Source organism: Agromyces albus (genome assembly GCF_004134825.1).
GTDB classification, from domain to species: domain Bacteria; phylum Actinomycetota; class Actinomycetes; order Actinomycetales; family Microbacteriaceae; genus Agromyces; species Agromyces albus.
In genome coordinates this window covers 64,219-83,726 of record NZ_SDPN01000007.1, presented here as the reverse complement: position 1 = coordinate 83,726, position 19,508 = coordinate 64,219, and the positions used below count along the sequence as shown (strand labels likewise).

Here is a 19,508-nt window from a genome sequence, read left to right as displayed (position 1 = left end):
TCTCTCGACGTCGAGAGATCGGATGCCGCAGCGGCATCCGTCGGCCTCATGTGCTCGCTCCGCGATCACGCGCCTTGCCCAGCCCGGTCCACACGTCGACCGCTATTCTCGAAATCATGCCAGGACCTTCGCTTCCCATCGACCGCTTCTACGCGGTCATCCCGGCCGGCGGCGTCGGCTCCCGCCTGTGGCCGCTCTCGCGTGCCGACGCGCCGAAGTTCCTGCACGACCTCACGGGCTCGGGCCAGACCCTCCTGAAGGACACGTGGGATCGGCTCGCGCCGATCGCGGGCGAGCAGCGGATCATGGTCGTCACCGGGCGAGCGCATCGCGCGGCCGTCGAGGCGCAGCTGCCGGCGCTCGCCGATGCGAACATCGTGCTCGAGAGCGAGCCGCGCGACTCGACGGCGGCGGTCGGTCTCGCCGCCGCGATCCTCGAGCGCCGCGAGCCCGGCGTCATCATCGGGTCGTTCGCCGCCGACCATGTCATCTCGGGCGAGGCGCTCTTCCGTGCAGCGGTCACCGATGCGATGGCCGCCGCCGACGCCGGCTACATCGCCACGATCGGCATCACCCCAACCGAGCCCGCCGTCGGATTCGGCTACATCGAGTGCGGCGACGCACTCGACGTGCCGGGTGCCGAACGGGTGACCGCCGTGTCGAGCTTCGTCGAGAAGCCCGACCTCGAGACCGCCAAGCGCTACCTCGCCGGCGGCGTGCACCTCTGGAACGCGGGCATGTACATCGCCCGGGCCGATCGCCTGCTCGAGGAGCTCGCCCGCACGAAGCCCGAGCTGCACGCGGGTCTCATCGAGCTCGCCGCCGCGTGGGACGACCCCGCCACCCGCGGACCGGCGGTCGACCGCATCTGGCCGAAGCTCGAGAAGATCGCGATCGACTATTCGATCGCCGAGCCCGCCGCCGCGGCCGGGCGCCTCGCCGTCATCCGCGGGCACTTCTCGTGGGACGACGTCGGCGACTTCGCCTCGCTCGCGAAGCTCAACACTGCAGGCCGATCGGGTGAGCTCGCCATCCTCGGCGAGAACGCCCGCGTGCTCTCCGACGCGTCGAGCGGCATCGTCGTGAGCCGCTCGAAGCGGGTCATCAGCCTCATCGGCGTGCACGATATCGTCGTGGTCGACACTCCCGACGCGTTGCTCGTCACCACGAGCGAACACGCGCAGCGGGTGAAAGCGGTCGTCGACGCCCTCCGGCTCGGCGGATCGAACGACGTGCTCTAGGGCACGAGAGAGCGGGTTTCAGGATGTCGGTTCGTCGATGGATCGGGCTCGGAGCGGCGTTCGCCGTGGCATCCGTCGCCCTGGCAGCCTGCGCGCCGGCGCCCGAGACCGACGACGGCGCCGAGCAGAGCGAGACGTGCGTCCGGATGGTCACGAACTCCGGCGGCCTCGAGGACCGCTCGTTCAACCAGTCGAGCTGGCAGGGTCTCCAGCTGGCCGAGGCGGAGCACGGCGTCCAGGCCGAGGCGATCGTCTCGACCGGTGAGACCGACCTCGCCCCCAACGTGCAGCAGGCCGTGGACTCCGGGTGCGGGCTCATCGTCACGGTCGGCTTCGAGCTCGCCGAGGCGACGCTCGCCCAGGCCGAAGACAACCCCGACCTCGCCTTCGCCATCGTCGACGAGACGGTCGAGGCCGAGAACGTGAAGCCGGTCGTCTTCGACACCGCGCAAGCCTCGTTCCTCGCCGGCTACCTCGCCGCCGGCGTCTCGAAGACCGGCGTCGTCGCGACCTTCGGCGGCGGCAACCAGCCTCCCGTCACGCTCTTCATGGACGGATTCGTCGACGGCGTCGCCAAGTACAACGAGGTGCACGGCGCGGCGGTGCGCACGCTCGGCTGGGACAAGGAGAAGCAGGACGGCGCCTTCACCGGCGATTTCGAGGACATCAACAAGGGCAAGGCGCTCACCGAGGGCTTCATCGACCAGGGCGCCGACGTCATCCTGCCCGTCGCCGGGCAAGTGGGCGAGGGGGCCGCCTCCGCCGCGCTCGAACGCGGCGGCGTCTCGGTCATCTGGGTCGACAGCGACGGCTACGACACGCTCACGCCCGAGTTCCGGCCGGTGCTCCTCACGAGCGTGCTGAAGAACACCCAGGACGCCATGGTGCAGATCGTGGGCGAGGTGCAGGACGACACGTTCTCGAACGAGCCCTATGTCGGCACCCTCGAGAACGGCGGCGTGGAGATCGCGCCGTACCACGACCTCGCTTCGCTCGTCCCGACCGCGCTCGACGGCGAGATCGAGGGGTTGCGGCAGGCGATCATCGCCGGCGAGATCGTCGTCGATTCGCCGAGCGCACCCTGACTTCCGGCGCTCGGATCGCCCCGAAACGGCACGGAATCGTCGCGTCACCCCCGCTCGGGGGTCGCTTCGACTGCTCATATGAGCAGAACATCGCGTCTTCATAACCATTGGATGTCGTGGTGCCAAACGCCCTCTGAGTCCGTTGCAACATTCGGTAACGTGACTGCACGAGCCTCGCAACGGTCGGGGCGCAGTCTTTGGAGGACACAGTGAAGGTCACGATCAAGAAGGCCGCACTCGGCGGTCTCGCGATGTTCGGTGCAGCCGTGCTGCTCGCCGGATGCGCAGCCGCTCCTGAGGAGAATGGCGGCGACGAGGGTGAGGCGCGCGACTTCCTGCCCTGCATGGTCTCCGATGCCGGCGGCTTCGACGACAAGTCCTTCAACCAGCTCGGATTCGAGGGTGCGACGAGGGCCGCCGACGAACTCGGCGTCGAGCTCACCGAGGTGCAGTCCGACTCCGAGACCGACTACGCGCCGAACATCACGAGCCTCGTCGACCAGGGCTGCAACGTCATCGTCACGGTCGGCTTCGCGCTCTCCGCGGCGACGGTCGAGGCGGCGACGGCCAACCCCGACATCAACTTCGTCATCATCGACGACGCCGCCGACAACGACTTCGACGGCGAGATCGACGCTCCGAACATCAAGCCGATCATCTTCGACACCGCCCAGGCGGCATTCCTCGCCGGCTACGCAGCGGCGGCCTACTCGAAGACCGGCGTCGTCGGCACCTTCGGCGGCATGAACTTCCCGACGGTCTCGATCTTCATGGACGGTTTCGCCCAGGGCGTCGAGTACCACAACACCGAGAAGGGCACGGCCGTCAAGGTCCTCGGATGGGACCCCGCTGCGCAGGATGGCGTCTTCACGGGCGGCTTCGAGGCGAACGACACCGCACGCAACACGGCGCAGGGCCTCATCGACCAGAACGTCGACGTGCTGCTTCCCGTCGGTGGCCCGATCTACCAGTCGGCCGCCGCGGCGATTCGTGAGGCCGGTCGCGAGATCGCGATGATCGGTGTCGACGCCGACTTCACCGAGACCGATCCCTCGGTTGCCGACCTGATGCTCACGTCGATCCTCAAGGGCATCGACGTCGGCACCTACGACGCCGTGCTCGCCGCGGGCAACGACGAGTTCGACACGACGCCGTTCGTGGGAACGCTCGAGAACGAGGGCGTCGGCATCGCGCCGTTCCACGACTTCGAGTCGAAGGTTCCCGCCGAGCTCCAGGGCGAGCTCGACGACCTCAAGGCCGCGATCATCGCGGGCGAGATCGAGGTCACGTCCTACCTCGCCGAGTAACGGCGAGGCGCACTGAGTCGGGGAGGTCGGCGCACGCCGGCCTCCCCGACTGCATCTCCCGCGGGTGCGCATCCCTGCAGGCTCGACAACATCTGAGCATGCGGCATCCGTGGCCCACCAACATTCGCGCAGCATCTCCAGCGGATGCAGCCACCTCAGTAGGATCGGTGACATGAAGCTCGAACTTCGCGGCATCACGAAGCGATTCGGCAGCTTGGTCGCGAACGACCACATCGATCTCACCGTCGAGGCCGGAGAGATCCACGCCCTCCTCGGTGAGAACGGCGCAGGCAAGTCGACGCTCATGAACGTGCTCTACGGCCTCTACCAGGCCGACTCCGGAGAGGTGCTCCTCGATGGCGAGGTGCAGCACTTCGCCGGGCCCGGTGATGCCATGGCCGCCGGCATCGGAATGGTGCACCAGCACTTCATGCTCATCCCGGTCTTCACGGTCGCCGAGAACGTCATGCTCGGCCACGAGTCGACCAAGGCGGGGGGTGTGCTCGACCTCCCCACCGCTCGCGCGAAGGTGCGCGAGATCTCCCAACGCTTCGGGTTCCACGTCGACCCCGACGCGCTCGTCGACGACCTTCCCGTCGGCGTGCAGCAGCGGGTCGAGATCATCAAGGCGCTCTCCCGAGACGCCCGCGTGCTCGTCTTCGACGAGCCGACCGCGGTGCTCACTCCGCAGGAGACCGATGAGCTCATGGGCATCATGCGCCAGCTCAAGCAGTCGGGCACGTCGATCGTCTTCATCACCCACAAGCTCCGCGAGGTGCGCGAGGTCGCAGATCGCATCACCGTGATCCGGCTCGGCAAGGTCGTCGGCGAAGCCGCACCCACCGCGACGAACGCCGAGCTCGCCTCGCTCATGGTCGGCCGCGCGGTCGAGCTCAGGGTGCACAAAGAGGAGCCGAAGCTCGGCGACCCGGCGCTCGTGGTGGAGGGCCTCACCGTCATCGACCCTGTCGGGCACCTCGTCGTGAACGACGTGAGCTTCACCGTGCGCCGCGGCGAGATCCTCGCCGTCGCCGGCGTGCAGGGCAACGGCCAGACCGAGCTCACCGAGGCACTCGTCGGCCTCCAGCCGCGGGTGCGCGGCTCGATCAGCCTCGACGGCATCGAGCTCAGTACCGCGAGCGTCCGCAAGATCCTCGACGCGGGTGTCGGGTTCGTGCCCGAAGACCGCACCGAAGACGGCCTCATCGGCGAGTTCACGATCGCCGAGAACCTCATGCTCGATCGCAGCGAGGGTGCACCGTTCATCAGGGCCGGCAGCATCCAGCGCGGCGTGCTCGACGACTTCGCCCGCGAGAAGGTCGCGGAGTTCGACGTGCGCACCCAGGGCATCGACGAGAAGGTGCGCCAGCTCTCCGGCGGCAACCAGCAGAAGGTGGTGCTCGCGCGGGAGCTCAGCCGTGAGCTCCGCCTGCTCGTCGCCGCCCAGCCGACTCGCGGCGTCGACGTCGGATCGATCGAGTTCATCCACAAGCGCATCGTCGAGGCGCGCGACTCCGGGGTGCCGGTGGTCGTCGTCTCCACCGAGCTCGACGAGGTCACCGCGCTCGCCGACCGCATCATGGTCATGTATCGAGGGCGCATCGTCGGCATCGTCCCGGGCAACACCCCTCGCGATGTGCTCGGTCTCATGATGGCCGGAGAAGTCCCCGCAGAAGGAGCCGCCGCATGAGCGACCCCCAGGAGCCCCAAGAGCCCCGCGGCGACGCGGTCGGCGCTCACGACACCGACGCCGACGTCGCGATCGAGGAGCCGGCTGCGTCGTCGCCCACGGCGGCGACCGCGCGCGAGAGCGCGCGTGCCGCCGCGATGGGACCGGCCGGCACGGCCCCTCCGGCCGCAGGCCATACCGACGTCGAGCCGCCGTCGCGCTGGCACACGATGGGCCAGCAGATCGTCACGGGCAACGCGATCATCTCGGTGCTCGCCGTCGTGCTCGCCCTCATCGTCGGCGCGATCATGATCGCCTTCACAGACGAGCGCGTGCAGGAGACGAGCGCCTACTTCTTCTCGCGTCCGTCCGACATGCTGCTCGCGGTCTGGGACTCGGTGTCGGGCGCGTACGCGGCACTCTTCCAGGGCTCGATCTACAACTTCCGACGAGACGACTTCCTCGACGGCATCCGTCCACTCACCGAGACGCTCCGCTTCGCGACGCCGCTCATCGCGGGTGGTCTCGGCGTGGGGCTCGCGTTCCGCGTCGGCATGTTCAACATCGGCGGGCGCGGCCAGATTCTCATCGCGGCATCCGTCGCCGGCTGGATCGCGTTCGGCTTCGACCTGCCGTGGGGCATCCACATGATCGTCGCCCTCATCGGCGGGCTCGTGGGCGGCGCGCTCTGGGCCGGCATCGCCGGACTCCTCAAGGCCCGCACGGGTGCACACGAGGTGATCGTCACGATCATGCTGAACTACGTCGCGTTCTACCTCATCTCGTGGATGCTGCGCACGCCCGGCCTGCTCCAGGCGCCGGGGTCGAGCAACCCGAAGACCCCGGCCATGATGGAGACGGCGATCTTCCCCAAGATCCTCGGATTCCTCGGACCGCAGTTCAACCTGCACCTCGGCTTCATCCTCGTGATCATCGCCACGATCGTCGTCTGGTGGATCCTCACGCGCTCGAGCCTCGGCTTCCGGTTCCGCGCCGTCGGAGAGAACCCGAATGCAGCGCGAGCCGCCGGCATCAACGTGCCGTCGGTGTACGTCTATGCGATGCTCATCTCGGGTGCGCTCCTCGGGCTCGCGGGAGTTAGCCAGGTTCTCGGCACCGTCACCACCGGATTCACGGCGGGCATCGACGCCGGCATCGGCTTCGATGCGATCACCGTGGCGCTGCTCGGCCGTTCGCGGCCGTGGGGCATCTTCATCGCCGGCATCCTCTTCGGAGCGTTCAAGGCCGGCGGGTTCTCGATGCAGGCCGCCGAGGGCGTGCCGATCGAGATCGTGCTCGTCGTGCAGTCGCTCATCGTGCTCTTCATCGCGGCGCCGCCGCTCGTGCGAACGATCTTCCGCCTCCCGGCTGAGGGTGGTCCGCGCAGACCGCGTCCGCTCGTCTCGAAGGAGGTGGAGGCGAAATGAGCCAGACCGTGCAGCAGCCCGCCCCGGCGTCAGAGGTCGTCATCCTGCCGACGACGGTCGTCACGAGCTGGAAGGCGCCGATCGCCTTCGCCGCCTTCACCCTCGGCGCCCTCGCCCTCGCCGTCTTCGTGCCTCGCGAGGGAGTGACGACGTTCCGGCTCTCGACCCCGTCCGACGTCATCCAACTGCCCGAGCTCTCCGCGCCCTCGCTCGCGACCCTGTGGGTCATCGTCGCGTTGCTCGTGCTCGCGACGGCCTACTCGATCAGCCTCGTGGCGACGAAGCGCCGGGTGCCGCTCTGGCTCATCGTGGTGTTCGCCATCCTGTTCATGGTCGGGTTCCTGACCTGGGCGGCGGCCGGGTCGACCATTCCCGTCATCGGTCTCCTCTTCGGCACGCTCAGTCTCGCGGTTCCGCTCATCTTCGGCTCGCTCTCAGGCGTGATCGGAGAACGGGTCGGCGTCGTCAACATCGCGATCGAGGGGCAGTTGCTCGCCGGCGCCTTCACCGCTGCGATCGTCGCGTCGGTGACCGGTCAGGTGCTGCTGGGGCTCGTCGCCGCGATGATCGCCGGCATGCTCGTCGGAATGGTGCTCGCGGTGTTCTCGATCAAGTACTTCGTCGACCAGGTCATCGTCGGTGTCGTGCTCAACGTGCTCATCATCGGACTCACGAGCTTCTTCTATTCGCAAGTGCTCACGCCGAACGCCGCGCTGCTCAACAACACCGCCCAGCGGTTCGATCGCCTGCCGATCCCGGTGCTCAGCGAGATCCCGATCATCGGGCCGGTGCTCTTCCGCCAGACACTCGTCGTGTACCTCATGTACCTCGCGGTCGCCCTCGTCTTCTTCGGGCTCTTCTACACGAGGTGGGGCCTCCGGCTTCGCGCCGTGGGCGAGCACCCGCAGGCGGCCGACACCGTCGGCATCAATGTGAACCGCACGCGCTTCTGGAATGTCGCCCTCGCCGGTTCGATCGCGGGCCTCGGCGGCACCTTCTTCACGATCGGGTCGGGCATCGCGTTCAACAAGGAGATGACCGCCGGCGCGGGCTTCATCGCGCTCGCGGCCGTGATCTTCGGGCAATGGGACCCGATCAAGGCCACCCTCGCCGCGTTGCTGTTCGGGTTCGCCCAGAACCTGCAGAACCAGCTCTCGGTCATCGGTTCGCCGGTGCCGAGCGAGTTCATGCTCATGCTGCCGTACGTCGTCACGATCTTCGCGGTCGCCGGAGTCGTCGGCAAGGTGCGCGGCCCCGCTGCGGCCGGCAAACCGTACATCAAGTCCTGAACGGGGGAGCACCATGACCGCTACGGATTCGATCGATTGGCAGGCGCTGCGCGCGCGTGCCCGAGAAGCGATGGCGAAGGCCTACGTGCCGTACTCCGAGTTCCCCGTCGGCGCGGCGGCGATCGCCGACGACGGCCGGGTCGTGAGCGGATGCAACGTCGAGAACGCCTCCTACGGCGTGACCCTCTGCGCCGAGTGCTCGCTCGTCTCCGCGCTCGTCATGTCGGGCGGCGGCAAGCTCGTGGCGTTCACGTGCGTCGACGGCCACGGCTCGGTGCTCATGCCGTGCGGTCGCTGCCGCCAGCTGCTCTACGAGCACTCGGCCGAGGGGATGCTCCTCGAGACCGTCTCCGGCATCAAGACGATCGACGAGGTGCTGCCCGACGCCTTCGGACCGCGCCAGCTCGCCGAGTTCCGCGGAGCGGGCGCGTGAGCTCGATCGAGGCGTTCGACGCCGTCGACCTCATCCGCTCGAAGCGCGACGGTCGCGAGCTCGACTCCGTCGAGATCGACTGGCTGATCGACGCATACACACGCGGGTACGTCGCCGACGAGCAGATGTCGGCGATGACCATGGCGATCTTCCTGAACGGCATGTCGCGACGCGAGATCAAAGACCTGACCATGGCGATGATCGCCTCGGGCGAGCGCATGGACTTCTCCGGCCTCGGCAAGCCCACGAGCGACAAGCACTCGACGGGCGGGGTCGGCGACAAGATCACGCTCCCGCTCATGCCCCTCGTGGCATCGTTCGGCGTCGCCGTGCCGCAGCTCTCCGGGCGTGGGCTCGGGCACACGGGTGGCACGCTCGACAAGCTCGAGTCGATCCCCGGTTGGCGGGCCGATCTCACGAACGACGAGATGTTCACGCAGCTGCGCGACGTGGGCGGGGTCATCTGCGCTGCGGGCCCCGGGCTCGCGCCCGCCGACAAGAAGCTCTACGCACTGCGCGACATCACGGGCACCGTCGAGGCCATCCCGCTCATCGCGTCGTCGATCATGTCGAAGAAGATCGCCGAGGGCACGGGCGCGCTCGTGCTCGACGTGAAGTTCGGCTCGGGCGCCTTCCTGCAAGACATCGAGCGTTCGCGAGAACTGGCTCGCACGATGGTCGAGCTCGGAGAAGACGCCGGCGTCGCGACCTCTGCGCTCATCACGAACATGAACGTGCCGCTCGGGCTCACGATCGGCAACGCCAACGAGGTGCGCGAATCGGTCGAGGTGCTCGCCGGCGGCGGACCGTCGGATGTCCGCGAGCTCACGGTCGCGCTCGCGCGCGAGATGCTCGCGCTCGCCGGCCAGCCCGACGCCGACGTCGAAGCAGCGCTCGACGACGGCCGCGCGATGGACACGTGGCGCCGGGCGATCGAGGCGCAGGGCGGCGATCCCGACGCACCGCTTCCCGTCGCTCGTGAAGAGCACGTCGTGACGGCCGACCGCGACGGCGTGCTCGTCGCCCAAGAGGCCCTGCCGTTCGGCATCGCCGCGTGGCGCCTCGGCGCGGGCCGTGCCCGCAAGGAGGATCCGGTTCATCACGCCGCCGGCATCGACCTGCACGCCAAGCCCGGCGACGAGGTGCGCGCGGGCGCGCCGCTGTTCACGCTGTACGCCGACGAGCCCGCTCGCTTCGCGCGGGCGCTCGAAGCGGTCGAGGGTGCATGGCGAATCGGCGACGCCGGCGACACGATCGACGACGGCGGACCCCTCATCGCCGACCGCATCAGCCGGTGAGCGTGGTCGCCGAGCGACCCCGATCGCATAGCCGAAACGGCGCCGGAATGTGCGTCGATCAATGCCGCCGAGCTTCGAGATTGCCGAGACTTCGCGGCGAGCGCGCCGCTATCGTGGACTCGTGAACACGATTCCGACCGAGTACCGCCTCGAAGGCGATGGCACGAGCATCCAGGCACTGCCGAAGATCTCGCTGCATGACCACCTCGATGGCGGACTGCGTCCGCAGACCCTCCTCGAGCTCGCCGACGAGCTCGGCCTCGAGGTGCCGGCCACCGACGCCGAGTCGCTCGGAGCGTGGTTCGCCGAACAGTCGAACTCCGGCTCGCTCGTCGAGTACCTGAAGACCTTCGACCTCACGACCGCCGTGATGCAGACGCGCGCCGGTCTCAGCCGCGTGGCGCGCGAGTTCGTGCAAGACCTTGCCGCCGACGGCGTGATCTACGGCGAGATCCGCTGGGCGCCCGAGCAGCACCTCGCGCGTGGCCTGAGCCTCGACGAGGTCGTCGAGGCCGTGCAGGCGGGCATCGAGCAGGGCATCGACGACGCGCAGCACCAGGGCCACGCCATCCGGGCCGGCCAGCTCGTCACCGCGATGCGGCACGCCGACCGCAGCCTCGAGATCGCCGAGCTCGCGGTGCGCCACCGTGAGCGTGGCGTGGTCGGGTTCGACATCGCGGGTGCCGAAGCGGGCTTCCTGCCGAGCCGGCACCGCACTGCCTTCGACTACCTCGCGACGCAGTTCTTCCCGGTCACCGTGCATGCGGGCGAGGCAGACGGCCTCGAGTCGATCCGCAGCGCGCTCTTCGACGGTCGAGCGCTCCGCCTCGGTCACGGAGTTCGCATCGCCGAAGACCTCACGATCGAGCGGCAAGACGACGACAACACCTACGTCTCGCTCGGCGCGACGGCGCGATGGGTGCGTGACCGCGAGATCGCGCTCGAGACGAGCCCGTCCTCGAACCTGCAGACCGGCGCGATCGCCGCGTGGGGCGACGAACTCGTCGACCACCCGTTCGACCTGCTCTACCAGCTCGGGTTCCGCGTCACGGTGAACACCGACAATCGGCTGCAGAGCGGCACGTCGCTCAGCCGCGAGCTCGCACTCCTGAGCGACGCGTTCGGGTACGACCTCGACGACCTCGAGACGTTCCAGCTGAATGCCGCGGCATCCGCGTTCCTGCCGCTCGACGACCGCGAAGAGCTCGTCGAGCTCATCGAAGACGGGTTCGACGAAGCCTGACCCGCCGAGGCACCGCAGGTGCCTCCTCCTCCGCCTCCGAACGGACCCACCATGACCATTCCGTCACTTCCCGACACGGCCGTCGTGCTCGGCGCGCGTGTCGACGATTGGCGCGCGGCCGTTCGCGAGGCCGGCCGAGCCCTCACCCGCTCGGGTGCCACGCGGGCGGAGTACGCCGACCGCATGATCGCGGTCATCGAGGAGTTCGGCGCCTACGTCGTGATCGCGCCAGGGCTCGCCCTCGCACACGCACGTCCCGGCCCCGACGTGCGCCGGGAAGGACTCGCCGTCGTGACGCTCTCCGAGGCGGTGCCGTTCGGGCATCCGCACAACGACCCCGTCGCCGTCGTCGTGGGGCTTGCGGTGTCGAACGCAGACGAGCACGTGGCATCCGTCGCCAAGCTCGCGAACGCCTTCAACGACAGCGGAATCGTCGCGCGCGTGGCAGCGGCGTCGTCGGCGGCCGAGGTGCGCTCGATCCTCGGCATCGACGACGAGGCCGGAGCCGGCTCGTGAGGATCGTCGCGGTCTGCGGGGTCGGCATCGGCACGTCGGCCATCCTCAAGGTGAACGCCGAGCGCGCCCTCGCCCGGCTCGGCCTCACGGCCGACGTCAGTGCGAGCGACCTCGCGGGCGTCGCGGATGCCGCCGCCGACGCGCAGGTCATCCTGACGTCGACCGAGCTCGCCGCAGCGGTGCGCGAGGCGATCGGCCGGAGCTTCGCCGAGATCATCGAGGTGCAGAACTACTTCGACGTCGACGAGATCGGCACGAAGCTCGAGGAATCGCTCGGCTGAGCCCGTTTTCGCCCGTCGAGCTCGGCGGAGCCGCGGAGCCGCGGAGCCGCGGAACCGCCGAGCGGTCTCGCTGGTTCGAGCTCGGTCGAGCCCGGCGACCGTCAGGCCGTGAGCTCCCGCATGCCGCGCTCGAGGCGGTCGACGGCGGCGGATGCCGCGGCGCGGCGATCCGCGACCGACCCCGCGTCGGAGACGGCGTCGATGTAGACCTTGAGCTTCGGTTCGGTGCCGCTCGGTCGCACCATCACCCGGGCTCCGCAATCGAGCACGAGGCGCAGCACGTCGGAGGGCGGGAGGTCGCCGAAGCCGTCGCTCAGGTCTTCGATGCGCTCGACGCGAATGCCGCCCACCGAAGTAGGCGGGGCCGCGCGGAGACGAGCCATGATCTCCCCGATGCGGGCGAGGTCGGTGACCCGGATCGAGAGCTGCGACGAGGCGAAGCATCCGAACCGCTCGATGAACTCATCGAGGTGGTCGGCGACCGTGCGGCCGGCCGATTGCAGCTCGGCGGTGAGCGAGAGGAACGCGAGGGCGGCGGAGATGCCGTCTTTGTCGCGCACGGTCTCTGGGTTCACGAGGTAGCCGAGTGCCTCCTCGAACCCGAAGACGAGGCCGGGTGCGCGGGAGATCCACTTGAATCCGGTGAGCGTCGACTCGAAGTCGAGGTCGTACGCACGAGCGATCGCCTCGAGGCCGGGGGAGGAGACGATCGAGCACGCGAGCGCGCCGTTCGGTCCGGAGTCGCCCACCATCGCCGCCGCGCGCTCCGCAGCCTGCCAGCCGAGGATGAGGCCGACCTCGTTTCCGGTGAGCCGTCGATAGCCATGGGATTCTGCGGCATCGGGGATCGCGATCGCGAGGCGATCGGCGTCGGGGTCGTTCGCGATGACGAGATCGGCGCCGACCTCGCGGGCGCGCTCGAAGCTGAGGTCCATCGCCCCGGGCTCTTCGGGGTTCGGGAACGAGACGGTCGGGAACGTCTCGTCGGGGTCGATCTGCTCCTCGACGAGGGCGGGGCCGTCGAACCCGGCGACCTCGAGCACTCGCGACATCGTCTCCCAGCCGACGCCGTGCAGCGCGGTGTACACGACGCGCGGTTGCGTCGTGGGGCGCACGGCCACGGCGGCCGTCTGGCGCACGTACTCGTCGACGATCGACTCGGGGGCGGTCTCGAACGCAGCGCGCGGCAGCCGGTCGACGGGCGACGTCGCCGCGACGTGCAGGATGTGTGCGGCGATCTCGGCGTCGGCCGGTGCGACGATCTGCGAACCGTGGTGCTCGCCGCCGAGGTACACCTTGTAGCCGTTGTCGTTCGGAGGGTTGTGCGACGCCGTCACCATGACGCCCGCCGAGACACCTAGGTGGCGCACCGCGAACGCGAGCACGGGAGTCGGCAGGAGCCTCGGCAGGAGGATCGCGCGCACGCCCGCGCCCGCCATGATCTCCGCAGAGTCGCGCGCGAAGACGTCGGAGTTCTTGCGGCCGTCGTAGCCGATGACGACCGAGGGCGATGCCCCCGGCTCGGCGTGCTCGACGAGGTACGCGGCGAGCCCGGCGGCGGCCTGCGACACGAGCACCCGGTTCATGCGGTTGGGTCCGGCCGCGATCGCGCCGCGGAGCCCGGCGGTGCCGAATGCGAGCCTCGAGTCGAAGCGGTCGGCGAGCTCTGCGGATGCCTCGGCGTCGCCCGCACGGGCACCCTCGACGAGTGCGGCGAGCTCGACCCGGGTCTCGGGATCGGGGTCTTGCGCGATCCACGCTTCGGCGAGGGCGAGGCGTGTCGTGTCGGTGGTGTTCATCTGCGGCATCCGCTCGCCCTACAGTGCCGCAACGATCTGCGCGAGCAGCCGGCTGATCACGGGCTCGGCGTCGCGACCCGCCTCGAGCACCTCTTCGTGGCTCAGGGGGGTCAGCTGGATGCCGGCCGCGAGGTTCGTGATGAGCGACATGCCGAGCACCTCCATGCCGGCCTGCCTCGCCGCGATCGCCTCGAGTGCGGTCGACATGCCGACGATGTGGCCGCCGATCACCTTCGCCATCTGCACCTCGGCGGGCGTCTCGTAGTGGGGGCCGCGGAACTGGCAGTACACGCCCTCGTCGAGGCTCGGGTCGATCGTGCGCGCGAGGTCGCGCAGCCGCGCCGAGTACAGGTCGGTGAGGTCGATGAAGGTCGCGCCCTCGAGCGGGGAATCGCCCGTGAGGTTGATGTGGTCGCTGATGAGCACAGGGGTGCCTGGCTTCCAGTGCGGCTTGATGCCGCCGGCGCCGTTCGTGAGGATCATCGTCGTCGCGCCGGTCGCCGCCGCGGTGCGCACCGAATGCACGACCCGTCGCACGCCATGGCCCTCGTAGTAGTGCGTGCGTGCCCCGATGACGAGCGCGCGCTTCCCGTTCGGCAGCAGCACCGAACGCAGGGTGCCGACGTGGCCCTCGAGCGCGGGCTTCGAGAACCCCGGCACGTCGGATGCCGCGATCGTGTGCGTCGTCTCGCCGATGAGCTCGGCCGCACGGCCCCAGCCGCTGCCGAGCGTGAGGGCGACGTCGTGGCGTTCGACGCCGGTCAGTTCGGCGATCCTCGCGGCGGCCTCGGCGGCGATGGCGAAGGGGTCTGCGGTCGGGTCGTCGAGCGGGTTGGCATCGTGCATCACACCACTCTAATCAGGCACGGATGTCGCAACGGCTCGCTGCTCGTTTTGCCGGGCCTTCGCGGCCACGACAGAATGTGACCATGGCCTACGAGTTCGAGCGCACCCAACGAATCGCCGTCCTCGGTGGAGGACCCGGCGGATACGAGGCCGCCCTCGCGGCTGCCCAGCTCGGGGCGGAGGTCACCCTCGTCGAACGGGCGGGCGTCGGCGGCTCTGCGGTGCTCACCGATGTCGTGCCCTCGAAGTCGCTCATCGCGACCGCGGAGGCGTCGAATGCGGTGAAGGAGGCGGGCGACCTGGGCGTGCAGTTCTACGCCAAGGGCACGGCCGACAAGCCCGTGCGACCCGAGGTCGCGATCAACCTCGCGGCCGTCAACAAGCGCCTGCTCGGGCTCGCCGCCCAGCAGTCGGAAGACATGCGCTCGAACCTCATCGAGGCCGGCGTGCGCCTCGTGCAGGGCGAGGGCCGGCTCGACGGCACGAACGCGATCATCGTCTCGACGGCGAAGGGCGGCACCGACTTCGACCGCATCGAGGCCGACACGCTCGTGCTCTCGGTGGGCGCGACGCCGCGCATCCTGCCGACGGCGGTGCCCGATGGAGAGCGCATCCTCACCTGGACCCAGCTCTACGACCTCGAGCGGATTCCCGAGCACCTCATCGTCGTGGGGTCGGGCGTCACGGGCGCCGAGTTCGCTTCGGCCTACCGCGCGCTCGGCGCGAAGGTCACGCTCATCTCGAGCCGCGACCAGGTGCTGCCCGGTTCGGATGCCGACGCAGCGACCGTCATCGAGAAGGTCTTCAAGCGCAACGGCATGAAGGTGCTCAACAAGACCCGCGCGGCATCCGTCGTGCGCGATGGCGACGGGGTCGTCGCGACGCTCTCCGACGGTCGCGAGGTGCGCGGCAGCCACTGCCTCATGGCCGTCGGGTCGGTGCCGAACACGCCCGACATCGGGCTCGAGGCTGCGGGCGTGCAGCTCTCCGACAGCGGACACATCCGGGTGAACCGCGTCGCTCGCACGTCGATCCCGAACATCTACGCGGCGGGCGACTGCACGACGTTCCTGCCGCTCGCCTCGGTCGCGTCGATGCAGGGCCGAACCGCGGTCTTCCACGCGATGGGCGACATCGTCGACCCGCCCGAGGAGCGCAACATCACCTCGAACATCTTCACGCAGCCCGAGATCGCCACCGTCGGCTGGACCCAGAACGACATCGAGGAGGGCGTGGTCCCCGGCGTCGTCTACAAGCTGCCCCTGTCCTCCAACCCGCGCGCGAAGATGATGGGCATCCGTGACGGCTTCGTGAAGCTCTTCGCGTCGAACGGCTCGGGTGCGATCATCGGCGGCGTCATCGTCGCCCCGAAGGCGTCCGAGCTCATCTTCCCGCTCGCCCTCGCCGTCGAGCACCGGCTCACGGTCGACCAGTTCGCCGAGGCGTTCCCGGTGTACCCGTCGCTGAGCGGCTCGCTCACCGACGCTGCGCGCGCGATGCACGTGGTGCGCTGAGGTTCGCTCCTCCGTCTCGAAGGAGGCCGTTCTCGACCGTGTCCGGGCTATGCCTGCCGACACGGTGGTACCGAGCGCGAAGGCGCCCGTCCCAGGGCAATCCATGCTGTACCGTCGTCTCACCGCCAGCCAGCCACGCGGACGAAGACGAGAAGGCAGACTCCATGCGAGGTCGCACCACCTTGACCGCGGTCGTCACCGCGGTCGCAGCACTGTTCCTCGCAGGATGCGTGGCCGTACCTGAACCGACGCCGCGGCCGACTCCGTCGCCAGTGCCGACCGCCTCGGCCGGCCCCGCAACCCCGCCGCCGGCAACGGCTGCTCCGATCGCAGCGCCCGACCCCGCGCCGGTCGACCCGGTGGTGGTCCACCTCACGGTGCGGCCCGAGCAACTCGATCTCGAGAACGCAAGCGGCGACGTCGTGGCGACCTTGTCCTACGATGCGGACGCCGAGGTCTTCGTCGACACCCTGAGTCAGGTGCTCGGTGGCGATCCCACTGTCGAGGAACGGCCAGGCGGTCACGAATGGTATCCCTCGACGAGATACACCTGGCCTGGTCTCGCCGTCGCTGACGACCATGAGCCCGAGGAATACGTGTCGGACATGAACGTGAGCGTCAACTTCACGCACCCGGTCATCGCGAACGGGATCAGCGTTTCCACGGTCCAGGGGTTCCGTCCGGGCGATGACCTTCGGGCATTCGCCGAAGAGCTCGGCGAGCAGTGGCACGAGACCGGGTCCAACAGTTTTCCCGCCGAGACGGGGCCGGAGATCGGAGAACGCATGTACTCCGAGTGGGACGACACCTACTGGAAGTACGCCAACGCGAACGCCGTGTCAGTGAACGAGTGGAACAGCACCGCGGACCCATCCGTCACGAGCGTCATCTTCGCGCCTTGGAACTTCGGCATCGGCCACGTCTAGACACTGCGACGCCACGGCTGCCCGACGTCGTCGGGCGAGCATGGGTCAGGCGTCGTTGATCGCGAGCAGCAGGTGGCCGCTCGAGACGGTGGCTCCGGGTTCGGCGTTCACGACGCCGATGACGCCGTCTTTGTGGGCGAGGATCGGCTGCTCCATCTTCATGGCCTCGAGCACGAGCACGAGGTCGCCCTTGACGACCTTGTCGCCCTCGGCGACGGCGACCTTCACGATGGTCGCCTGCATCGGCGCCTTCACGGCGTTGCCCGTCGCCGTGGCGACCCCGTGCGAGGCGGTGTGCCGACGGGGAGCGGGCCCTGCGGCCTGGGTGACGGATGCCCCGCCCGTGAGCCGCTTCGGCAGGCTGACCTCGATGCGGCGACCGCCGACCTCGACGACGACGCTCGTGCGCGCCGCCGGGCCGTTCGACTCGTGGAGTTCACCCGACCACGGCTCGATGCGGTTGTCGTACTCGGTCTCGATCCAGCGCGTGTACACCGTGAAGGGCTCGTCGCCCTCGGGCGCGAATGCCGGGTTCCGCACGATGTCGCGGTGGAAGGGCAGCACGGTCGGCAGTCCGGCGACCTCGAACTCGTCGAGGGCGCGGCGGGCGCGCTCGAGCGCGTCCTTGCGGCTCGAGCCCGTGACGATGAGCTTGGCGAGCAGCGAGTCGAACGCGCCGGAGATCTCGTCGCCGGTCGTCACGCCGGAGTCGACGCGCACGCCGGGGCCGCCGGGGAAGCGCAGCACGTGCACGGGGCCGGGGGAGGGGAGGAAGTTGCGCCCGGGGTCTTCACCATTGATGCGGAACTCGATCGAGTGCCCCGACGGAACCGGGTCGCTGTAGTCGATCGTGCCGCCCTCGGCGAGACGGAACTGCTCGCGAACGAGGTCGATGCCCGTGACCTCCTCGGAGACCGGGTGCTCGACCTGCAGCCGCGTGTTGACCTCGAGGAAGGAGACCGTGCCGTCTTGCCCGATGAGGAACTCGCACGTGCCGGCGCCGACGTAACCCACCTCGCGGAGGATCGCCTTCGACGATTCGTAGAGGGCGCGGTTCTGCTCCTCGGTGAGGAACGGCGCCGGTGCCTCCTCGACGAGCTTCTGGTGGCGGCGCTGCAGCGAGCAGTCGCGAGTGGAGACGACGACGACGTTGCCCTTCACGTCGGCAAGGCACTGGGTCTCGACGTGGCGGGGCTTGTCGAGGTACTTCTCGACGAAGCACTCGCCGCGACCGAAGGCCGCGACGGCCTCGCGGGTGGCCGAATCGAAGAGCTCGGGCACCTCCTCGCGAGTGCGGGCGACCTTGAGGCCGCGGCCGCCGCCGCCGAACGCCGCCTTGATGGCCACGGGCAGGCCGTGCACGTCGACGAAGTCGAGCACCTCGGAGGCATCCGCCACCGGGTTCAGCGTGCCCGGCGCGAGGGGCGCGCCCACCTTCTCGGCGACGTGCCGTGCCGACACCTTGTCGCCGAGGCGCTCGATCGCCTCGGGCGAGGGGCCGATCCAGATGAGGCCGGCGTCGATGACGGCACGGGCGAACTCGGAGTTCTCGGCGAGGAAGCCGTAGCCGGGGTGCACGGCGTCGGCGCCCGACCGACGGGCGACCGAGAGCAGCTTGTCGATGACGAGGTAGGTGTCGGCGCTCGTCGTGCCGTCGAGGGCGTAGGCCTCGTCGGCGAGCTTCGAGTGCCGCGAGTCGCGATCCTGGTCGGCATAGACGGCGACCGATCCGATGCCGGCGTCACGGGCGGCTCGGATGACGCGGACGGCGATCTCGCCACGATTGGCGATGAGGACCTTGGTGATGCGCGGCATAATGCCCAAGCCTATTGCTCGGGGAGACGGCGCATCTTGGATGTCTTCCACAACAAACAGCTTCGACCCTTGCGGGCGTCGACAAGCCCGCGACGCAGTTGCGCCAGTGCGGTCCGGTTCAGCCGCGGTTCCACAGGTCGGGCCACGCGAAGCCGAGCTCTCGCACGAGGTCGCGGAGGGTCGAGAGCGAGAGCCCGACGACAGTCGACGGGTCGCCCTCGACCGAGCGGATGAACGGCCCGCCGAGACTGTCGATCGTGAACGCGCCGGCGACGAGGAGTGGCTCGCCCGTGTCGACGTACGCGTCGATCTCGCTGTCGTCGAGCGCCGCGAAGCGCACCGTCGCGACATCCGCTCGCCCGACCGCGCCGTGGACCTCGCCGCCCCGGTGGTCGATGAGCCAATGCCCCGACCAGAGCTGGCCGTGCCCGCCGTTCTGGGCGTGCCAGCGCTCCCGTGCGACGTCGGGACGATGCGGCTTCCCGTGGATTCGACCGCCCGTCAGGAACGCCGAGTCCCCGCCGAGGATGAGCCCGTCGACGGGCTCGCCACCCGGCTCGGCTCCGATGAGCGCCTCGGCCTTCGCCCTCGCGAGGAGCTGCACCATCTCGGGCGCATCGAGCGGGCCGGATGCCGCCTCGTGGGCTTCGACGAGCGCCTCCTCGTCGACGCCGGGCGGCACGGCGACCGGCTCGATGCCGGCCGATCGGAGCGTCTGGAGCCGGGCAGGGGACGTCGAGGCGAGGTACAGGCGCATGCTCCCATCCTGCCGGTCCCCGCCGCCCTGTGAAATGCTCGACGCATGGCTCAGTCTCGTCG

17 protein-coding genes are annotated in these 19,508 nt (G+C 69.3%); 13 read left to right on the top strand and 4 right to left on the bottom strand.

The window, feature by feature from the left end; all coding sequences use genetic code 11:
• Positions 1 to 116: 116 nt before the first annotated feature.
• From ESP51_RS05690 to ESP51_RS05640, 11 genes are all read left to right on the top strand, one after another.
• A complete protein-coding gene (locus ESP51_RS05690; RefSeq protein ID WP_129519929.1) occupies positions 117 to 1,241 on the top strand; it encodes a mannose-1-phosphate guanylyltransferase in 1,125 nt (374 codons plus the stop codon).
• 23 nt (positions 1,242 to 1,264) lie between these two features.
• Positions 1,265 to 2,326 carry a BMP family lipoprotein gene (locus ESP51_RS05685; RefSeq protein ID WP_129519928.1) on the top strand — a complete coding sequence of 354 codons (1,062 nt, stop codon included), beginning with the start codon at positions 1,265 to 1,267 and terminating at the stop codon, positions 2,324 to 2,326.
• A 209-nt stretch (positions 2,327 to 2,535) separates the two neighbouring features.
• Positions 2,536 to 3,633: a BMP family lipoprotein gene (locus ESP51_RS05680; RefSeq protein WP_129519927.1), complete on the top strand. Its 1,098-nt coding sequence runs from the start codon at positions 2,536 to 2,538 to the stop codon at positions 3,631 to 3,633.
• Between the two features lie 172 nt (positions 3,634 to 3,805).
• Positions 3,806 to 5,323, top strand: a complete 1,518-nt coding sequence (locus ESP51_RS05675; RefSeq protein ID WP_129519926.1) for an ABC transporter ATP-binding protein — start codon at positions 3,806 to 3,808, stop codon at positions 5,321 to 5,323.
• The gene (locus ESP51_RS05670) at positions 5,320 to 6,729 is read left to right on the top strand and encodes an ABC transporter permease (protein ID WP_129519925.1); all 1,410 of its coding nucleotides are present in this window, start codon (positions 5,320 to 5,322) and stop codon (positions 6,727 to 6,729) included. The genes ESP51_RS05675 and ESP51_RS05670 overlap by 4 nt, the downstream gene beginning before the upstream one ends.
• The gene (locus ESP51_RS05665; protein ID WP_129519924.1) at positions 6,726 to 8,018 is read left to right on the top strand and encodes an ABC transporter permease; all 1,293 of its coding nucleotides are present in this window, start codon (positions 6,726 to 6,728) and stop codon (positions 8,016 to 8,018) included. The genes ESP51_RS05670 and ESP51_RS05665 overlap by 4 nt, the downstream gene beginning before the upstream one ends.
• Positions 8,019 to 8,031: 13 nt before the next feature.
• Positions 8,032 to 8,451, top strand: a complete 420-nt coding sequence (locus ESP51_RS05660) for a cytidine deaminase (protein WP_129519923.1) — start codon at positions 8,032 to 8,034, stop codon at positions 8,449 to 8,451.
• Positions 8,448 to 9,749, top strand: a complete 1,302-nt coding sequence (locus ESP51_RS05655) for a thymidine phosphorylase (protein WP_129519922.1) — start codon at positions 8,448 to 8,450, stop codon at positions 9,747 to 9,749. Before ESP51_RS05660 ends, ESP51_RS05655 begins: the two co-directional genes overlap by 4 nt.
• A gap of 121 nt (positions 9,750 to 9,870) precedes the next feature.
• Positions 9,871 to 10,992 carry an adenosine deaminase gene (locus ESP51_RS05650; protein ID WP_241842997.1) on the top strand — a complete coding sequence of 374 codons (1,122 nt, stop codon included), beginning with the start codon at positions 9,871 to 9,873 and terminating at the stop codon, positions 10,990 to 10,992.
• A 51-nt stretch (positions 10,993 to 11,043) separates the two neighbouring features.
• Positions 11,044 to 11,508, top strand: coding sequence for a PTS sugar transporter subunit IIA (locus ESP51_RS05645; protein WP_129519920.1), 465 nt, complete (start codon positions 11,044 to 11,046; stop codon positions 11,506 to 11,508).
• Positions 11,505 to 11,789: a PTS sugar transporter subunit IIB gene (locus ESP51_RS05640; RefSeq protein ID WP_129519919.1), complete on the top strand. Its 285-nt coding sequence runs from the start codon at positions 11,505 to 11,507 to the stop codon at positions 11,787 to 11,789. Before ESP51_RS05645 ends, ESP51_RS05640 begins: the two co-directional genes overlap by 4 nt.
• A 101-nt stretch (positions 11,790 to 11,890) precedes the next feature.
• On the opposite strand, the gene ESP51_RS05635 is transcribed toward ESP51_RS05640, so the two are convergent.
• Positions 11,891 to 13,588 carry a phospho-sugar mutase gene (locus ESP51_RS05635; RefSeq protein ID WP_129519918.1) on the bottom strand — a complete coding sequence of 566 codons (1,698 nt, stop codon included), beginning with the start codon at positions 13,586 to 13,588 and terminating at the stop codon, positions 11,891 to 11,893.
• Between the two features lie 18 nt (positions 13,589 to 13,606).
• Complete coding sequence (locus tag ESP51_RS05630; protein WP_129519917.1) at positions 13,607 to 14,434, bottom strand: purine-nucleoside phosphorylase; 828 nt, start codon at positions 14,432 to 14,434, stop codon at positions 13,607 to 13,609.
• An 83-nt stretch (positions 14,435 to 14,517) separates the two neighbouring features.
• Between ESP51_RS05630 and ESP51_RS05625 the strand changes: the two genes are divergently transcribed.
• Positions 14,518 to 15,948 (top strand): NAD(P)H-quinone dehydrogenase, encoded by a 1,431-nt coding sequence (locus ESP51_RS05625; protein WP_129519916.1) that lies wholly within the window; start codon positions 14,518 to 14,520, stop codon positions 15,946 to 15,948.
• Positions 15,949 to 16,112: 164 nt separating this feature from the next.
• Positions 16,113 to 16,874: a hypothetical protein gene (locus ESP51_RS05620; protein WP_129519915.1), complete on the top strand. Its 762-nt coding sequence runs from the start codon at positions 16,113 to 16,115 to the stop codon at positions 16,872 to 16,874.
• A gap of 45 nt (positions 16,875 to 16,919) precedes the next feature.
• On the opposite strand, the gene ESP51_RS05615 is transcribed toward ESP51_RS05620, so the two are convergent.
• Both ESP51_RS05615 and ESP51_RS05610 read right to left on the bottom strand, forming a co-directional pair.
• The gene (locus ESP51_RS05615) at positions 16,920 to 18,689 is read right to left on the bottom strand and encodes an acetyl/propionyl/methylcrotonyl-CoA carboxylase subunit alpha (RefSeq protein WP_129519914.1); all 1,770 of its coding nucleotides are present in this window, start codon (positions 18,687 to 18,689) and stop codon (positions 16,920 to 16,922) included.
• Positions 18,690 to 18,807: 118 nt separating this feature from the next.
• Complete coding sequence (locus tag ESP51_RS05610) at positions 18,808 to 19,446, bottom strand: Maf family protein (protein WP_129519913.1); 639 nt, start codon at positions 19,444 to 19,446, stop codon at positions 18,808 to 18,810.
• Between the last annotated feature and the right edge of the window lie 62 nt (positions 19,447 to 19,508).